Genomic DNA, 17,335 nt, shown 5'->3' with positions numbered 1-17,335 from the left:
GCGCCGATATGCCGCGCCTCGGTGGCGGCGAAGTGCCTGCTGAGCTAACAGCCTACTCCATCTCCGCCAGGCGGGCCAGACACGCTTTCAAGCTGGTGCGCCAGTGCGGAATGGCAATGCCCAGCTGCGTTTTGGCCTTGGTCTTGTCCATCACCGAGAAGGCGGGGCGGGCGGCTTTGGTGGGGTACTCGGCGGTGCGTATGGGCATGGTTTTCACCGCAATATCGCTCAGCTCGAAGATGGCCGTGGCAAAATCGTACCACGAGGTCAGGCCCTCGTTGCTGTAGTGGTAGAGGCCGAACTGCTGGCTGCCGGTTTCGATGAGGTGCAGGATGAGGCCGGCCAGGTCGATGGCGTAGGTGGGCGTGCCCACCTGGTCCCAGATGATGCGCAGCTCGTCGCGCTCGCGGCCCAGCTTGCGCATGGTTTTCACGAAGTTGGCGGCAAACTCGGAGTAGAGCCAGCTGGTGCGCAGCGTGAAATAGCGCTCGGTGAGGCCGGGAATCACCTGCTCGCCTTCGAGCTTGGTGAGGCCGTAGACGCCGATGGGCGCGGCGGCATCGGTTTCGGTCAGGGGCTCGTTGCCGGTGCCGGCAAACACGAAATCGGTGGAAATCTGGATGAGGACGGTGCCGTGCTGGCCGCAGAGGCGGGCCAGGTTTTCCACGCCGTCGCGGTTCACTTTGCGGGCAATTTCCACCTCGTCCTCGGCCTTGTCCACGGCCGTATAGGCGGCGCAGTTGATGACGTAGGCCGGGCGGTGCTCCTCAAACAGTGCGGCCAGGCCGGCGGGGTTCAGGATGTTGGCCTGCTCCTCGGGCAAAAAAATCAGCCCGGGGGTGTGGCGCTGCTGCGCGACGTGGGCCAGGCACTGCCCCAGCTGCCCGGAGGCCCCAAAAATCAAGGTATTGCTCATAATTGCTCAGGCTGCATTTCGGGCCGCAAGTTAGAGCCAATTGAAATGGCAATGAATGGCGGTTGGGCGGCGCGGCTTAATTTGCTGGGGCGTACTTCGTCTCGTCCCCGCTCCTCCTTTTTCCTGCTATGAAATTTCTGGTTATCCTGCTCGGCCTGCTGGCGCTGCGGCCCGCTACGGCCGGGGCCCAAAGCCTTTCCAAAGTCTGGGTGCCCGATTTGGGCAACGGCACCTACAAAAACCCGGTGCTCTACGCCGACTACTCCGACCCCGACGTGGTGCGCGTGGGCGACGACTTCTACCTCACTTCCTCCAGCTTCAACTGCGTGCCGGGCCTGCAGATTCTGCACTCCAAAGACCTGGTGAACTGGACCATTATCGGGGCGGTGTTTGCCGCCCAGCCGCCGCTGGCCCGCTACGCCACGCCCCAGCACGGCAACGGCGTGTGGGCCCCCGCCATCCGCTACCACAACCAGGAATTTTATATTTACTACCCCGACCCTGACCTGGGCATCTTCGTCACGAAGGCCAAAAACGCCGCCGGGCCGTGGTCGGAGCCCGTGTGCGTGAAGAAGGCCCGGGGCTGGATTGACCCCTGCCCGCTCTGGGACGAGGACGGCAAGGCCTACCTCGTGCACGGCTTCGCGGGCTCGCGGGCGGGCATCAAGAGCATTCTGGCTGTGAGCCCGATGAGCGCCGACGGCCAGCACCTCACCGGCCCCGACGCGCTGGTGTTCGACGGCCACCCCAGGCAGCCCACCCTCGAAGGGCCGAAGTTTTACAAGCGCAACGGCTACTACTACATTTTTGCGCCGGCCGGCGGCGTGAGCACCGGCTGGCAGCTGGTGCTGCGCTCGAAAAGCATGTACGGCCCCTACGAGGAGAAAACGGTGATGGACCAGGGCAAAACCGCCGTCAACGGCCCGCACCAGGGCGCGTGGGTGAGCACCAGCCTGGGCGAAGACTGGTTTCTGCACTTTCAGGACCAGGGGCCGTATGGCCGCGTGGTGCACCTGCAGCCCATGAGCTGGAAAAACGACTGGCCCGTCATCGGCGAAGACCCCGACGGCGACGGCAAGGGCCAGCCCGTGCTGCGCTACCGCAAGCCGCGCCTCAAAGGCCCGGCCCCCGCCCCGGCCACGCCCGCCACTTCCGACGAGTTCAACCGCAACACGCTGGGCCTGCAATGGCAGTGGCACGCCAACCCGCAGGATTTCTGGGCTTATTTGAATGGCCCGCGGGGCTACCTGCGCCTCTACTCCGTGCAGCAGCCCGAGGGCACCAAAAACCTCTGGCAGGTGCCCAACCTGCTGCTGCAGAAATTCCCGGCCGAAACGTTCACCGTCACCACCAAGCTCACCTTCAACCCGCGCGTGGAGGGCGAAAAGCTGGGCCTGCTGATAATGGGCCTGGACTACGCCTACCTCTCGGCCACCAGCATCGACGGGCGGCTGCACTTCAGCCAGAGCATTTGCCGCAATGCCGACCAGCTCGCGCCCGAAATCGGCACGCCCGAGGCCGAGGTGCGCGCGCCCCAGAGCGGCGAGCCCATTTACCTGCGCGTGGCCGTGCGCGCCGGCGGCAAATGCCAGTTCAGCTACAGCTTCGACGGCAAGGAATTTACCCAGGCCGGCGTCGAGTTTCAGGCCCGCGAGGGCAAGTGGATTGGGGCCAAAGTGGGCCTGTTCTGCACCCGCGCCACCAAGTTCAACGACGCCGGCAGTGCCGACGTGGACTGGTTTCGGGTGGAGTAGAATCTCGCATTAGCTTCTACCATCCGGAGCAAGCTGCCACCCCCCTACTCCGCCAGCCGCTTCTGCCCCGCCGCCACCTCTTTTCCTGCAATCACCTGCTTGTTCTGAATCGGCTCGAAGCGCCCCTCGCGCGGCTGCTTTTCGCTCAGGTATTTCCAGTAGCGCAGCGGCATGTGGCGGCGGTGCAGCTTCAGGTTCCTGCGCTCGGGAATGTTGACGTGGTCGAAATACGCCTGCCACAGCACCTTGAATAAGGGCTCCCGCTCATCGAGCACCGTGGCCGAAATGTCGGTTGCTTTCGCGCCGGCCGCGTTTTCAAACTGCACCACGTCGGTGCGCGTGAGGTCGTAGTACAGGCCGTAGTGCCGGCGCTGGTCGTATATCAGCCAGCGCTGGTCGGCGTAGCGCTTGGTGAAGTGCGCGGCGATGAGCGGCAGCACGTCCATGTCCGGCCCGATGGTGGCGTGGAACAGCCCGTCCTGGGTTTTCTCGAAGCGCACGAAGGCTTCCATGCGGTGCTTTTCCCGAAACATCTGCTGCGCCAGCCGCTGCACGCGGCGCACGTCGGCGTTGGCGTAGTTTTCGGCAACGTCGCGGGCCGCGCGCAGGGCCAAATCCACGTAGCGGAAAATCAGCAATTCCCGCTCCGCATCTTCGCTCAGGAAAACGTGGTAGAGGCGCGTGCGGGCCTCTTTATTCATCGTTTTCAACAGGCCTTCCCACACGCGGGCGGCCAGGGCCTCGTCGGTTTCGCGGTGGGCGGGCTGGGCAAACAGGCCGGCTTGGGCCGTGGCCTCGGGCTGAATGCTGTTGGGCGCGGCCCGCCAGTCATAAATGGTGAACAGCACCGTGAGCAGGCCCTCAAACGTGCCGTCGTAGGTATAGTCGCGGGGCGGGGCCGTAAGCTCCGGGGCGGGCCGGCGCGGGGGCCGGGCGGCCGGCTGCTGGCTGGAATAAGGACGCGGAACAGGCTTCACGGGCAGGCTGGCTTCTCGCCGAAACATCTATATTTAAGCCAGCAGGCTGCTGGCCTTTTCACGCTCATAATTCCCACGCCTCATGAATCTCGAAACCCTCCTCGGCCCCTTGAAAGGGGCCACCCGCCGCGAAGCAGGCGGCGCGCAGGTCGATGTAGTCCGCACCGGCAACTCGCGGGTGAAGCGCATCGTGTACCCGGCCGGCTTCCGCTGGTCGAAGGACATGAAGCCGGTGGTGGGCACCGAGCTGTGCCAGCACGCCCACGTCGGCTTTCTGGCCGCCGGCCACCTCAACATTCAGTACGCCGACGGCACGCTGGAGGAGTTCATCGCCCCGCAGGTGGTGGCCATCGCGCCGGGCCACGACGGCTGGGTGGTGGGCACCTCGCCGGCCGTGCTCATCGAGTTCGACTTCGAAGGCGAAACCGTGGAGCGGCTGGGGCTGAAGCGGGAGCAAGTGTAGCCTAAGAAAGAACGTCATGCAGAGCGCAGCGAAGCATCTTGCCCGCAGTTACTAATCCTGTCGATTGGAGTGCGTTGCGCAAGCAAGATGCTTCGCTGCGCTCTGCATGACGTTCCGTACCCGTGGCCCTACGCCGCCTGCTGGCGCTGCCGCCCGCCCTGCTGGGCCTGGTAGCGGGCGCGGGCATCGTCGTGCAGCTGGCGCACCAGCGGCATCAGCTCGCTGATGCGGCACACGCAGGAGAGGCGTGCCACTTTGTCGGAAGGCGCTACGAGGCGCTCGGGCTGGCGGTGAATGACTTTCATAACAGAAAAAAAGATGTCGTTTTGCACGCCGCCCAGCTGGCTGGTGGGCCGTTTGGGGGTTTGCTGAAAGAAGAAGGAGTCGGGTTGCATGGCGAAATCAGGAAGCTTGGGCAAAGAGGTCGAGCTGCTGGGTGACGAGGGCGGAGCGCACCGAGCCCGAGCCGAACAGAATCTGGCGGCGCACCTGCTGCTCGCTCAGCTCGCCGATGATGGGCTGGTGCTCGCCCTGGCAGGTAAGGAAAAACTTGGCGCGCTTCAGCACCACGCCCAGCTGGCGCAGGGTTTCCATATTGAGCCGGGCGAATCGGCGGGCGGCCACAATGCGCCGGGCCGAGCGCGCGCCCACGCCGGGAATGCGCAGTATCATTTCATAGTCGGCCGTGTTCACATCGACCGGGAAAACGTGGCGGTTGCGCAGGGCCCAGGCCAGCTTGGGGTCGATTTCGAGGTCGAGGTGCGGGTGGGCGGGGTCGAGGATTTCATCGGCCTGGAAGCCGTAGAAGCGCATCAGCCAGTCGGACTGGTACAGGCGGTGCTCCCGGATGACGGGCGGCTGCGTGACCTGCGGCAGGCGGGCGTCGTCGGTCACGGGAATGTAGCCGGAGTAGTACACCCGCTTCAGCCCATAGCCCTGGTAGAGGCTGTCGGTGAGCTTGATGATTTGCAAATCCGTCTCGGCGCTGGCCCCCACAATGAGCTGGGTGCTCTGGCCGGCCGTGGCGAAGTTGGGCACTTTGTGAAAGAGCGCCTTCTCCTCCTTGTTCTGGATGATGCCGTCCCGAATCTGGCCCATCGGGGTCAGGATTTCCTGGTAGTTCTTTTCCGGCGCCAGCGTGGTCAGGGCCAGCTCGGAGGGCAGCTCGATGTTCACGCTCAGGCGGTCGGCATACAGGCCGGCTTCCTGAATCAGCTCCTCGCTCGCCCCGGGAATGGTTTTGACGTGGATGTAGCCGTTGAAATGGTGCTCGGTGCGCAGCTTTTTCACGATGCGGACCAGGCGCTCCATCGTGTAGTCGGGGCTGGAAAAGATGCCGGAGCTCAGAAACAGCCCTTCGATGTAGTTGCGGCGGTAGAAATTGATGGTGAGGTCCACCACTTCCTCCACCGTGAAGGCGGCGCGCTTCACGTCGTTGGAGCGGCGCGACACGCAGTAGGCGCAGTCGAAGATGCAGTGGTTGGTGAGCAGGATTTTGAGCAGGCTCACGCAGCGGCCGTCCTCGGTATAGCTGTGGCAGATGCCCATGCCTTCGGCGTTGCCGAGTCCCTTGCTTTCGTTTTTGCGCTTGCCGCCGCTGCTGCTGCACGAAGCATCATACTTCGCGGCATCAGCTAAAATGCTTAGTTTCTCCTGAATGCGCTCGTTCATACGGCAGCGGGTTGCTTTCGGGCTTAAAAGTAATAGATAGCGGCCAGTTGGGCACAAGGCTTTAAGCTAATTTTTTTGGAAATAGTTTCCTTTTCTGAGAAAACAGCCTACCCGTGTTGGTCCGGTTCTTTAGTAAAGAGGGTGCTGCTGGTCGGACCGCGGCGCTGCCCCGGCGCTGGCCTGCGCCACCAGCGCCGGGGCAGCGGCTACCCGCTGCCCCGGCCCGCCTCCATGCAACGGCTGCACCCGGCCCCGGCTCCTTTTCGTACTTTGCGGCGTTGCGTCCCATTATGAGCTTTCGCGGTTGTTTCTGTCTGCTTTTACTGCTGCTGGGCGGGCTGGTCCGGCCGGCCCGGGCGCAGACGTTTGACCCGCGCTCGGCGGTGCCGCCCGACTCGCTGCGCGCCACCCTGGAAATGCTGCCGCAAAGCCCCGACTCGCTGCGCCAGCGCTTCGACCAGGAGCGCCTCATCAAGCGCCTGCAGGCCTACTCGCGCCGCAAAACCATTGCCGGCCGGGCATTGTCGGCGCTGTTCAACTTCACGCGGCGGCAGGAAGAGCAGGCCGGCATCGATGCCGTGCTGCTGGACCGGCAGTTTGACCGGCACAACTTCAAAATCGTGCGAAACATCAACATCCGCACGCTCGACGCCTTCGGGTATAATATTTCGGACTCGACCCGGGTGCCGCGCACCATCATCGAGAAAGCGGGCAATGCCCTGCACATCAAAACCAGCCGCTCGCGCATTCGGCAGGTGCTGCTGTTCCGGCCCGGCCAGCCGCTGGAACCCCAGGACCTGGCCGAGTCGGAGCGCCTGCTGCGCCAGACGCCCGAAATTCTGGATGCGCGCGTGCTGGTGAACGAGCGCACCACCACCCGCGACAGCGTCGATATTGAGGTGCTGACCAAGGACGTGTTCAGCATCACGGCGGGCTACGAGCTGGGCTCGGCCACGGCGGGCCTCATCACCCTGGGCGACGACAACTTCCTGGGCCAGGGCCACCAGCTGAGCAATGCCTACCGCTACGGCATCGAGTACGGGGCCGATGGCGGCACGCCCCAGACCTGGTCGTACGAGGGCAGCTACACGGCCCCGTTCCGCAACTTCATCTACGCCCAGGCCCGCTACCGCAACCAGTACAACTACCGCTCGGGGGGCGTGTCGCTCACCCGCGACTTCTACTCCACCACCACCCGCTACGCGGGGGCCCTCAACCTCAACACCTACCAGCAGAACGTGGCCCTGACGACCCCGCCCCCGGGCGAGCCCTACCGCTACTATCCGCTCAACTCCAACGTGCAGGATGTGTGGGTGGGCCGCGCCCTGCACCTGCGCTCCTACGACCTTGGCTACGACAACCCCGGCCGCATCATTGTGGCGGCCCGGGCCATCAACACCATCTTCACGGCCACGCCCCAGCCCGACCCCAGCACCGGCCTGCCCACCCCGCCCTACTACAACGGCACGCTGCTGCTGGGCACGGTGGGCTACTCGGTGCGGCGGTATTATAAGGACCGGTACCTGTTTGGCTTTGGCCGCACCGAGGACGTGCCCACCGGCACGCTCATCAGCCTCACGGCGGGCTACGACGTGAACCGCGTGATTCCGCGCCGCTACCTCGACCTGCGCCTGGCCGCCGCCGGCTTCGGCGTGAACACCGGCTACCTCTACGGGGCCGTGGACATCGGCGCGTACCAGAAGCTCGACCAGTCCCGCGCCTGGGAGCAGGGCCTGCTCTCCACCGAGCTCACGGCCTTTACCAAGCTCTACCATTTCGGCAACTGGCAGTACCGCCATTTCCTCACCAGCAAGGGCACCATCGGGTTCAACCGGCGGCCGGGCGAGCTGCTCCAGGGCATTTCCAACGAGCGCGGCATCCGGGGCTTTTCGCCGGCGCAGTCCATCATTGCCACCAGCCGCTTCGTGCTCAGCTACGAAAACACCTTGTTTACCCCGCTCTCGCTGCTGGGCTTTCGTCTGGCGGGCCTCGTGTTTGCCGATGCTGCCTGGGTGAGCGACAAGCCCAACGGCGGCTCGCCCTTCAACGGCGCGCCCTACATGGGCATCGGCATGGGCCTGCGCTTCCGCAACGAGTTTACGGCCCTGCGCACCTTCCAGCTGCTGATTGGCTATTACCCGCGCGGCCTCACCGCGCCCAACGGCATCCGCATGTTCGAAACTGCCCGCGAAACCGTCACCTTCACCGATTTTGGCCTGGGAGCCCCCGGCACGGTGCAGTACCAGTAGTGGATGGGGGATGGATAAATAACCGTCCTGCTGAGCGCAGCCGAAGCATCCTTACCGCAGCGCCAATCCAATCGTCAGGATTTACCATTGCGGGAGAGATGCCTCGCCTGCGCTCAGCAGGACGTTCTGCCCAGTTGCTCTTACCGCTCCGAGTTGAAGGCGATGGGCACGGTGCAGGCCACGCGCACAGGCTGGCCGTTGGAGCGGCCGGGCTCCCACGGGGGCATCAGCCAAATCAGGCGCAGGGCCTCGTCGTTGAGCCCGCTGCCGGGGCCGCTGATGACGTGGGCATCCTGCACCTTGCCCTGGGCACTGAGAATAAAATTGACATACACCCGGCCCGACACCCGGCGCTGCAAAGCCTGCTGCGGGTAGCGGATGTTTTTGCTCAGGTAGGCCATAAAGGCCTTATCGCCGCCCGTGAACTGAGGCCGCACCTCGGGGTTGATGAACACTGAATCGGGTTTGATGGCGGCCGGCGCGGCGGGGCCGTTGTGCACGGCCGTCGCGTTGGGGCCGGTCTGGGCGTGGCTGTGGCCGGTGGCGAGTGCCCCCAGCAAGCCCACGAAAGTCAGCAAGCGTAGCGAATGATTCATGTGTGGGGAGGATATCGAGTAAAATGATTGGGTAGCGGTGGCTTTTATATATCGACAAGCCGGTAACGCACTAAAGATACATACGGTTTTTATAAAAATTGTCTTTTCTACAGAAATCCCAAATTTTTCGGAGCCGCAGCCTGCCCCGGGCGACGGCGCAGCCGGCCGGGGTCCGGACAGGCATTTTCTCCTCCAAAACGACCTATAAAGAATGAAATCAGCGCTGAAACCACCTTATTCCGCACCACGCCGCGCAGGATTTAGTTTTTTGTTTTCGTATTTTATTTTTTAATTATTCCAATATTCGTCGCTGAATTATCATTGGTTTACCTTTTCTTTCGGATGTTTGCAATCGTAAATCTACGATAAACGAATAAGCCATGGCCATTCACAAGCGCGAACAGTTTACCGAGGCCGAGCAGCAGCTCGCCACCGTTGCCAAGGCGCTGGGGCACCCGGCGCGGGTGGCCATTCTGAGGCTGCTGGCCCAGCGCCGGGCCTGCGTGTGCGGCGAGCTGGTGCTGGAGCTGCCGCTCTCGCAGAGCACCGTGTCGCAGCACCTGAAGGAGCTGAAAGCGGCCGGCCTGGTGCAGGGCGAAATCGATGGCCCCCGCGTGTGCTACTGCATCGACCCGGCGGGCTGGGAGCGCGCCCGGCAATTGCTGGGCGGCTTGCTGGCCGAGCTGCCGGCGGCCTCCGCCCCGGGCTGCGCCTGCTAGCCCTCTTCACTGCTTCGGCAAGCTTTTTACACCACCATTCCCCCCTACTTTCCTCATGAACACTGCCGTCTTCCCCCGCATGCACGTCTCGCTGTACGTGACGGACCTGACCGCCACGGTCAATTTCTACACCGCTTTTTTTGGTCAGCCGGCGGCCAAAATCAAGCCCGGCTACGCCAAATACGTGCTCGACCAGCCGTCGCTCATCATCTCCTTCGTGGAGAATGCGGCGCGGGTGCAGAGCCATTTTGGCCACCTCGGCTTTCAGGTAGAAACCGTGGAAGAGCTGGACCTGCGCCTGGCCGCCGCCCGCCGGGCCGGCCTGGTGAGCCGCGAGGAAATGGGCACCAACTGCTGCTACGCCAGGCAGGACAAGTTCTGGGTGAACGACCCCGACGGCGTGGAGTGGGAAGTGTACTACTTCCACGCCGATGCCGAGTTCAACGACCCGCGCTACCAGCAGGAGTACGACGCGGCCGGCAGCAGCCAGTGCTGCATTGCGCCGGCGGCAGCGGCACCCATCGCAGAGGAAGCGCTGACCACCGCTCCCATGGCCTTCCCGCTGGCGGCGGCGGCAGCCGCGCCGGCGGCGTGCACGCCTGGCGGCGGGTGCTGCTGAGCAATGCCCGGCCCTCCGATGCGCACAGTCAATCCGCTTTCGTCCGTCCGCCGTTACTTCACGGCATGAACCTGCTTCCACTCACTGCTGCGCACTGGCCCGCTGCCAGCGCCATCTACGCCGAGGGCATTGCCACCGGCACGGCCACCTTCACCACCGACGTTCCGGCCTGGGCCGACTGGGATGCCGGCCACCTCCCCACCGGCCGCCTGATGGCCGTGGCCGATGAGCAGACCGTGCTGGGCTGGGCGGCGCTCTCGCCGGTGTCGGGGCGCTGCGTGTACGCGGGCGTGGCCGAGGTGAGCGTGTACGTGGCCGCGGCGGCGCGGGGGCGCGGCGTGGGCCGGGCCCTGCTGGCCGCCCTGGTGGCCGAGTCGGAGCAGCACGGCTTCTGGACCTTGCAGGCCGGTATTTTCCCACAGAACACGGCCAGCCTGCGCCTGCACGAAGCTGCCGGCTTCCGGGTGGTGGGGCGGCGCGAGCGCATCGGGCAGCTGCGCGGGCAGTGGCAGGACACCCTGCTGCTGGAGCGCCGCAGCGCCGTGGTGGGAATTGAGGCAGGGGCTTGTAATTCGACTTCGCGATGCCGCTAACCCTGCGCCAATGCCTGCTGGCCGAAGTGCTCGGCACGGCCCTGCTGCTGATTTTCGGGACCGGCGCAGTGGTAGTCGATGAGCAGACCCACGCGCTGGGACACGGCGGCGTGGCGGCGGCCTTCGGGCTGGTGGTGTTTTTGCTGATTCAGAGCCTGGGCGATACCAGCGGCTGCCACCTCAACCCGGCCGTGACGGTGGGCTTCTGGGCGGCGGGCCGGTTTGAGGGCCGGCGGGTGCTGCCCTACGTGGCGGCGCAGCTGCTGGGCGCGGCCCTGGGCAGCGCCCTGGTAAAGCTGGTGGCCACCCCGGGCTCGCACCTGGGCGCCACGCTGCCAGCCCACGGCGCGCTGCCGGCGCTGGGCATCGAAACCTTTCTCACCTTCGGGCTGATGCTGGTGATTTTGCGCGTGACGGCGGGCTCGAAGGAAGCGGGCATGCTGGCCGGGCTGGCCATCAGCGCCACGGTGGGGCTGGAGGCGCTGGTGGCCGGCCCGCTCACGGGCGCGAGCATGAACCCGGCCCGCTCCCTCGCCCCCGCCCTGCTCAGCGGCGTCTGGACGGATTGGTGGCTGTACCTCGCGGGGCCGGTGGCCGGCGCGCTGCTGGCCGTGGCGGCAGACCGGCTGCTGCAGCCCAAAGCGCCGGCCTGCTAACACGCAGCCCGTCGGGCTGAGCCCAGCCGAAGCACGCCTTTTCGTTCATTCAAATTTCTTTTCTCCCGCATGAAAACCTTCCTCTTCGTCTGCATCGAAAACGCCAACCGCAGCCAGATGGCTCAGGCCTTTGCCACCATGCACGGCGGCGCGCAGGTGGCGGCCTACAGCGCCGGCTCGCGCCCCTCGGGGGTGGTAAACCCCAAGGCCATTGCCCACATGGCCGAGTTGGGCTACGACCTGAGCACCCACGCCAGCGAAAGCCTCGACGCGGTGCGCGACCTGGAGTTCGACTACGTGGTGACCATGGGCTGCGGCGATGCCTGCCCGTTCATCGCGGCCCGGCACCGCCGCGACTGGCAGATTCCCGACCCCAAGCACCTGGAACCCGCCGGGTTCCGCGCGGTGCGCGACCTGGTGGAGCGCCAGGTGCTGGCCCTGCTGCAGGAAGCAGGCGTGCGGCCGGCAGCCACCCGTTGATGCGCCTCAACAGGATTTGTAAGGGCTTTTTTTGATTATTAGCAGCACACGGGCTTCGTCCGGCGCTGGTCAGCGTATCACCTCCACCCAGCCCTTCCAGCTTTGGCCCCGGGCGGTGCTCAGGTAGTAGAAATACAGGCCGGCCGACAGGTTGGCGGCATCCCAGCCGTCGTGGTAGTCGGCCTGCTCGAAAACCAGCCGGCCCCAGCGGTTGAAGACTTGCAGCGTGACCGGCTCGAGCGAAACCAGTGCCTGGAAGGTGTCGTTCTGGTAGTCGCCGTTGGGCGTGATGACGTTGGGCAACAGGAAGGGCTGGGCCACGGCCGAGGCCCGGGCCGTGCAGCCGAAGGCGTCGGTGGCCGTGACGGTGTACGTGGTGGTGGTGCCGGGCGAGGCCGTGACGGTGCTGCCCGTGGTGGCACTCAGGCCAGCGGCCGGGGCCCAGGCGTAGGTCAGGCCCGCCCCGGGGTTGGCAACGGTGAGCCGGGTGCTGCCGCCGCGCACGGTGGGCAGCACGGCCTCCACCACGAGCGGAATGGGCGGGTGCACCACTACCCGAACCGTGTCTTGCCGCATGCAGAAGCCGGGCCCGGTGGTGGTGACGGTGTAGCGCGTGGTAACGGCGGGCGAGGCCACCACCACCGGGCCGGTGGCCGTGTTCAGCCCCGTGGCCGGAGCCCAGGTCTGGAAAGTGCCCGCCTCGGGGCTGCTGGCCGTGAGCCGGGCCGATTCGCCTTGGCAGATGACCTGCCCCGGGCCCACGGCCACCGTGGGCCGGGGCAGCACCGTGACGCGCACCGAGTCGCGGCTCTGGCAGCCGCCGGGCGTGGTGGCCGTCACGCGGTAGGTGGTGCTGGCCAGCGGGGCAGCCGTCACGCTGGCCCCGCTGGTGGTGCTCAGGCCGGCGGCCGGCGCCCACTGGTAGGTGGTGCCGGCCGGCTGGCTGGCCACGCTGAGCGTGGTGCGCTCGCCGGGGCACAGCACGGTGGCCCCGCCGGCCCGGATGGCGGGCGTGGCCACCGTGGCCGTGAGCACGCCGGGGCACACCGTTTGGGTAGAGGTAGAGCCGCCCGTGCTGCCCACCAGCCCAAACCACACGCTCGGATTGCCGCCAAACACGGCATTCACCAAATCGCGGGGGTAGCTGAACACCGTGGTGCCGTCAAGCCGCACCGTGAACAGCTGGGCGGCGGCGCTCCAGCTCACGCGCAGCGTGTGGCTGCTGCAGCCGCCAATGGCAATGGACACGGGGCCCTGCACCGGAGCCGGGTTGCCGTTGAGGGCCAGCGCCAGGTGCGAGTAATAGGGGTCGAGGTAGGGCGCTTCGGCGTTTTGGTAAAAGTCCAGCTCGACGCCTACCGAGCGGGCAAACGCGCCATTGCCCAGGTAGTAGCCCAGCGTGCGGCCCACATCGGCGTTGCTGGCGTTGGTGCCCACGTTCTGGAGCACGAACACCACGCCATCGGCCGCGCCGCACTGGTTGATGGCAAACGAGAAGTCGAAGTCGTTGGCGAGGGTGATGGGCTGCGCATTCCACATGGCCCCCGAGCTGCTCAGCACGCCCTGCTGGGTGAGGCGGTAGCAGCCGTTGGTGGCGGTGGCCGTGCCTTGCAGCACAAAGCTGCTCAGGCAGTCCTGCGCCGTGGCAGGCCGGGTGGCCAAACTCGCCGCCAGTAGCACCAGCCATAGCAGCGAGCGGCGCACCGGCCGTCGGCTCAGGATGCAGAACGTGCGGACTGCACGACTCGGGAAGATGGCAAATGCAGGAGGGTAGCGGAAAGGAGCTGACATATTGGGCTAAAGGTAGAATCCGGTGGCCATTGGCCGGCCGCAAAGGCAATTTCGGGCTACTTACCGGGAGCCCCCGCATTTCCTCCCGGACGTTGCCCCTTCACCACGCAATACCGCACCTGCTGGCCCGCGTCGCAGGTATCCAATTCTACCTGCTCCCGGCTATGAATATCGCCGCATTCGCCTCTACCGCGAGTGGCCTTTCGGCCGCAGCTCCACACCGCGCCTGCCGCGCCGATGAACGCAACGCCCGTCCCACGCCAAACGGTTTTTCGACTTCCGGCGCGGGCACTGCTAAGACGGCTGAGCACCCAACCAAAAGGCCTGAACCGATACCTGCCTGCCATTGGCGGCAAGCAACGGCTGCCAGGGCCCGGGCCACTGCGGATTACACCCCGCCGGGGTGTCGTTTTCGGGCGTCAGCACCACTTCTTTCCCAAGCGCCAGGGAAAGCCGCGTCAGATAATCCATCAGCTGCTGATGGACTGCATAAGAAGTGACTTTTTGCGGGTCAATATCATTCTCCAGCTCATCATCGCGGAAGAAATGGCATCTGATGGGCATTGCTCCCACAAAAAAGCTCGCCCCGGGCATATTGGCCTAGCCGTGGCTGTCCCAGAAGCGCTCTACTGCGGCAAAGTCAATGCGGTCGAGCCGGGTGCTTTCGCCGTCGCAGAATTCCACGCGGTAGTTCGCATTGACGAAATCGGCCCAGCGTTTCCAGTCTGCCCGGGTCGCGTCCAGCACGTAGATATCGCGCCACGAGCCGTCTGCTTCGTACACGTACTGCTGCAGTTGCGCCCAGCCCACGGTTTCGATGGGCACCATGTTATTCTCGTTCATCATCTCCCGCCATTTGGGTGCCTGGCACAAAGCCGCTCGTGATTCTTGTGGTAGCCGTCAGACAAGCCGACCTTTGCAGCTTTCCCAAATTTAAATACCTCTCAGATGGCCAGCCTCCTCCTCGGCGATTACAACGACCTCGAAGTAGCCCGCGAAACCAGCATCGGCCTCTACCTCACCTCCGACGACGGCGACCTGCTGCTGCCCGAAAAGTACGTGGAGGCCGGCACCCGCGTGGGCGACATCGTGCGCGTGTTCGTGTACCGCGACTCGGAAGACCGCCTCATTGCCACCAACCTGCGCCCCCTGGCCCTGGTCGACAGCTTTGCGGCCCTCACCGTGAAGGACCACGGCCCGGCCGGCGCCTTCCTGGAGTGGGGCCTGGAGAAAGACCTGCTCCTGCCCTACCGCAACCAGCGGCGCGACCTCCGCGTGGGCGAGCGGGTGTTTGTGTACGTGTACCTCGACGAGGAAAGCGACCGCCTGGTGGCCTCCACCAAGTGGAAGCAGTTCCTGAAAAACACCCCGTTCAGAGGCCAGCCCGGCGACGAGGTGCGCCTGCTGGTGGCCGACGAAACCGAGCTAGGCTACCCCGTCATCGTGAACGGGACACACCAGGGGCTGCTGTTTCACAACGAGGTGTTCCGGCCCCTGCGCCTGGGCGAAACCCTGCCCGGCTACCTCAAGCAAATCCGGCCCGACGGCAAGCTCGACGTGCGCCTGCACAAGGAGGGCTACGGCGAAGTAGAATCGGCCACCGATACGCTGCTCAACGCCCTCAGGGCCGCGCCGGGCGGCCGCCTGCCGCTGGGCGACAAAAGCCTGGCCGAGGACGTGTACCGCCGCGTGGGCATGAGCAAAAAGGTGTTCAAAAAGGCGCTGGGCGCGCTGTTTCGGCAGGGCCTGGTGCTGCTGGAGCCGGAGGCGACCCAGTTGAAGTAGGGTGCGGGGCTTGCCCCCGCCCGCCGTTGAACAATTATGACGCTATATTCAACGCCCTGATACTCGTTCACCGAAGGGCGGGGGCAAGCCCCGCACCCTACTTATGAAAACTGCCTTACTTGCCGGGGCCACGGGCCTGATTGGTTCGCAGCTGCTGCCGCTGCTTTTGGCTTCGGAGCGGTATGCGAAGGTGATTGTGGTGGGGCGCCGGGCCGTGCCCATCCTCCACCCCAAGCTGGTGCAGGTGACCACGGAGCTGGACCAACTGGAAGCCGTGCGCCTCAGGCTCATTGCCGACGACGTGTACTGCTGCCTGGGCACCACCATGGCGCAGGCCGGCTCGAAGGAGGCGTTTTTCAAGGTCGATTTTCTGTACGTGGTGCAGCTGGCGGCGGTGGCGGCGGGCAATTTTGCCTCGCAGCTGCTGGTGGTGAGCAGCATGGGGGCCGACGCCGAAAGCCGCATCTACTACAGCCGGGTGAAGGGCGAGATGGAAGCCGCCGTGCGCCAGACGCCGTTTCGGGCCATTCATATTTTCCGGCCCTCGCTGCTGCTCGGCGAGCGCAGCCAGCCCCGCCTGGGCGAGCGCATCGCGGCCGTGCTGCTGCGGGTGCTGACGCCCGTCATGCGCGGGCCGCTGCGGCAGTACCGGCCCGTGACCGGCGCGGCGGTGGCCGCCGCCATGCTGCGCGCCGCCGAGGACGATGGCGGCGGCATCCGGGTGCACGAATCGGCGGAGCTGAGCGGCCGTTCCCAGGGGTAACCGGAGGCCGCGCCGGCCGGATTGGCAGCGGCGAATCGGGGCAAAATATATTTATAATTCAATTTTTGTCTTCAAGGCCTTTCCAGTGCGGGAAGGCCTTTTTTCGCGCACTACATCCGTGCTGGCACGGATGCCGGGAGCAGGGAAAATACGGGACAGCACGGATTGTATGGCGGCCGGTATGGCGGTCAACTTTACCTCTGCAAAGGCCTGTTTTGGCGCTACTGTAAAAAGGGGCTGAGATGGGCATCAGCAGACACTTTCTCCACCAATTTTTTCTGTTCCTATCCATGAAAAAACTCTCCGCTTCCCTCCTGTTCGTGCTGCTGGCGCTGGCCGGCCAGCTTTCGGCCCAAACCATTCGCCGGGTGAACAACAACGGCATCACGGGCACGAATATTTATACTGACCTGACGGCGGCACAGACGGCGGCCAGCAACGGCGACATCATTCAGGTGGAGCCTTCCACCACGCAGTACCCGTCTTTCACCTGCACCAAGCAGCTCACCATTGTGGGACCGGGGTATTTCCTGGGCGAAAACCAGCCGCCGGCCCTGCAAGCCAACACCATCAGCGCGGTTATTTCCACCATCACCTTCGCGCCGGGCAGCGCGGGCACCACGGTTTCGGGCATCGAGTCGAACACGACGTGGTACATCAACGCCAACAACATCACGGTGCAGCGCTGCAAGCTCTCGGGCTACATCTACCTGGGGTATGGCTCAGTCACGACCGGCGCGGTAATTCGCCAGAACTATTTCTACGGTGTGCAGGAATCGAGCGCCAGCACCAACTCGCTCATCACCAACAACATCATCTACATCAGCACCAGCATCAACTCGGTAGGGTCGTCGGGCGAGTTTACCAACAACTCGGTGATTGGCGGGGGCACCAGCCTCAACAACTTCACGGTGCGCAACAACTACTTCATCACCACCTTCACGCCCACTGCCAACACCAACTGGGACTACAACTTCTTTGCCCAGACCACCCTGCCCACGCTGGGCACGGTGGGCACCCACAACGTGGCCAACGTGCCGCAGACGTCCATCTTCGTGCTGGCCCCCACCGCGCCCGGCCAGTTTGATGCCTGGTACAAGCTGAAAACCGGCACCAACCCCGCCGTGGGCGGCGGCCAGGGCGGCGTCGATATCGGGGCCACGGGCAGCGCCACCGGCTACGGCTACCACTTCGGCGGGCTGCCGGCCATCCCGTCCATCTACCAGCTCAACCAGGCCGTGACCGGCAACACGCTGAACGTGACCCTGGGCACCCGCTCCAATAACTAAGCGGCTCCGGGTTT

The 17,335-nt window shown here is 64.9% G+C and carries 19 protein-coding genes; 11 read left to right on the top strand and 8 right to left on the bottom strand.

The features are described from left to right. Positions 1–52: 52 nt before the first annotated feature. Positions 53–916 carry an SDR family oxidoreductase gene (rfbD, locus tag ACYVHT_RS11165; RefSeq protein WP_460551261.1) on the bottom strand — a complete coding sequence of 288 codons (864 nt, stop codon included), beginning with the start codon at positions 914–916 and terminating at the stop codon, positions 53–55. A 128-nt stretch (positions 917–1,044) separates the two neighbouring features. Between rfbD and ACYVHT_RS11160 the strand changes: the two genes are divergently transcribed. Further along, a complete protein-coding gene (locus tag ACYVHT_RS11160) occupies positions 1,045–2,670 on the top strand; it encodes a glycoside hydrolase family 43 protein (protein WP_460551258.1) in 1,626 nt (541 codons plus the stop codon). Positions 2,671–2,714: 44 nt separating this feature from the next. Here ACYVHT_RS11160 and ACYVHT_RS11155 read toward each other — a convergent pair whose 3' ends face one another. Next, positions 2,715–3,647, bottom strand: coding sequence for a TIGR03915 family putative DNA repair protein (locus ACYVHT_RS11155; RefSeq protein WP_460551255.1), 933 nt, complete (start codon positions 3,645–3,647; stop codon positions 2,715–2,717). A gap of 82 nt (positions 3,648–3,729) precedes the next feature. On the opposite strand from ACYVHT_RS11155, the gene ACYVHT_RS11150 reads away from it, so the two are divergent. Next, entirely contained in the window at positions 3,730–4,110 is a 381-nt protein-coding gene (locus ACYVHT_RS11150) for a cupin domain-containing protein (protein ID WP_460551252.1), read from the top strand. Positions 4,111–4,238: 128 nt separating this feature from the next. On the opposite strand, the gene ACYVHT_RS11145 is transcribed toward ACYVHT_RS11150, so the two are convergent. Further along, the gene (locus tag ACYVHT_RS11145; RefSeq protein ID WP_460551250.1) at positions 4,239–4,505 is read right to left on the bottom strand and encodes a hypothetical protein; all 267 of its coding nucleotides are present in this window, start codon (positions 4,503–4,505) and stop codon (positions 4,239–4,241) included. A gap of 7 nt (positions 4,506–4,512) precedes the next feature. Further along, entirely contained in the window at positions 4,513–5,781 is a 1,269-nt protein-coding gene (locus tag ACYVHT_RS11140) for a putative DNA modification/repair radical SAM protein (RefSeq protein ID WP_460551248.1), read from the bottom strand. A 290-nt stretch (positions 5,782–6,071) separates the two neighbouring features. Between ACYVHT_RS11140 and ACYVHT_RS11135 the strand changes: the two genes are divergently transcribed. After that, positions 6,072–8,030: a BamA/TamA family outer membrane protein gene (locus tag ACYVHT_RS11135; RefSeq protein ID WP_460551245.1), complete on the top strand. Its 1,959-nt coding sequence runs from the start codon at positions 6,072–6,074 to the stop codon at positions 8,028–8,030. A gap of 140 nt (positions 8,031–8,170) precedes the next feature. Here the strand turns inward: ACYVHT_RS11135 and ACYVHT_RS11130 are convergent, their stop codons facing one another. Next, complete coding sequence (locus tag ACYVHT_RS11130) at positions 8,171–8,626, bottom strand: energy transducer TonB (protein ID WP_460551242.1); 456 nt, start codon at positions 8,624–8,626, stop codon at positions 8,171–8,173. Between the two features lie 380 nt (positions 8,627–9,006). Between ACYVHT_RS11130 and ACYVHT_RS11125 the strand changes: the two genes are divergently transcribed. From ACYVHT_RS11125 to ACYVHT_RS11105, 5 genes are all read left to right on the top strand, one after another. Further along, entirely contained in the window at positions 9,007–9,345 is a 339-nt protein-coding gene (locus ACYVHT_RS11125; RefSeq protein WP_460551240.1) for an ArsR/SmtB family transcription factor, read from the top strand. 55 nt (positions 9,346–9,400) lie between these two features. Next, on the top strand, positions 9,401–9,964 hold the full coding sequence (locus ACYVHT_RS11120; protein ID WP_460551238.1) for an ArsI/CadI family heavy metal resistance metalloenzyme: 564 nt from the start codon (positions 9,401–9,403) through the stop codon (positions 9,962–9,964). Between the two features lie 65 nt (positions 9,965–10,029). After that, the gene (locus ACYVHT_RS11115) at positions 10,030–10,557 is read left to right on the top strand and encodes a GNAT family N-acetyltransferase (protein WP_460551237.1); all 528 of its coding nucleotides are present in this window, start codon (positions 10,030–10,032) and stop codon (positions 10,555–10,557) included. Further along, a complete protein-coding gene (locus ACYVHT_RS11110; protein WP_460551235.1) occupies positions 10,548–11,213 on the top strand; it encodes an MIP/aquaporin family protein in 666 nt (221 codons plus the stop codon). The genes ACYVHT_RS11115 and ACYVHT_RS11110 overlap by 10 nt, the downstream gene beginning before the upstream one ends. A 69-nt stretch (positions 11,214–11,282) precedes the next feature. Further along, positions 11,283–11,693 carry an arsenate reductase ArsC gene (locus ACYVHT_RS11105; RefSeq protein ID WP_460551232.1) on the top strand — a complete coding sequence of 137 codons (411 nt, stop codon included), beginning with the start codon at positions 11,283–11,285 and terminating at the stop codon, positions 11,691–11,693. 69 nt (positions 11,694–11,762) lie between these two features. Here ACYVHT_RS11105 and ACYVHT_RS11100 read toward each other — a convergent pair whose 3' ends face one another. The 3 genes from ACYVHT_RS11100 to ACYVHT_RS11090 all read right to left on the bottom strand — a co-directional run bounded on the left by ACYVHT_RS11100 (position 11,763) and on the right by ACYVHT_RS11090 (position 14,330). Beyond that, positions 11,763–13,484, bottom strand: coding sequence for a lectin-like domain-containing protein (locus ACYVHT_RS11100; RefSeq protein WP_460551229.1), 1,722 nt, complete (start codon positions 13,482–13,484; stop codon positions 11,763–11,765). A 294-nt stretch (positions 13,485–13,778) separates the two neighbouring features. After that, positions 13,779–14,048 (bottom strand): hypothetical protein, encoded by a 270-nt coding sequence (locus ACYVHT_RS11095; protein ID WP_460551227.1) that lies wholly within the window; start codon positions 14,046–14,048, stop codon positions 13,779–13,781. 36 nt (positions 14,049–14,084) lie between these two features. After that, complete coding sequence (locus ACYVHT_RS11090) at positions 14,085–14,330, bottom strand: hypothetical protein (RefSeq protein ID WP_460551225.1); 246 nt, start codon at positions 14,328–14,330, stop codon at positions 14,085–14,087. Positions 14,331–14,432: 102 nt separating this feature from the next. Here ACYVHT_RS11090 and ACYVHT_RS11085 point away from each other — a divergent pair, with 102 nt between their 5' ends. From ACYVHT_RS11085 to ACYVHT_RS11075, 3 genes are all read left to right on the top strand, one after another. Further along, positions 14,433–15,269, top strand: a complete 837-nt coding sequence (locus ACYVHT_RS11085; RefSeq protein ID WP_460551222.1) for a CvfB family protein — start codon at positions 14,433–14,435, stop codon at positions 15,267–15,269. A gap of 103 nt (positions 15,270–15,372) precedes the next feature. Then, on the top strand, positions 15,373–16,032 hold the full coding sequence (locus tag ACYVHT_RS11080) for a Rossmann-fold NAD(P)-binding domain-containing protein (protein WP_460551219.1): 660 nt from the start codon (positions 15,373–15,375) through the stop codon (positions 16,030–16,032). Between the two features lie 290 nt (positions 16,033–16,322). After that, a complete protein-coding gene (locus ACYVHT_RS11075; RefSeq protein ID WP_460551216.1) occupies positions 16,323–17,321 on the top strand; it encodes a hypothetical protein in 999 nt (332 codons plus the stop codon). The last annotated feature ends 14 nt before the right edge of the window (positions 17,322–17,335 follow it).

Source organism: Hymenobacter daeguensis (genome assembly GCF_054780555.1).
Note: the sequence above shows the minus strand (reverse complement) of the source record. Positions and strands in the feature narration are given on the sequence as shown.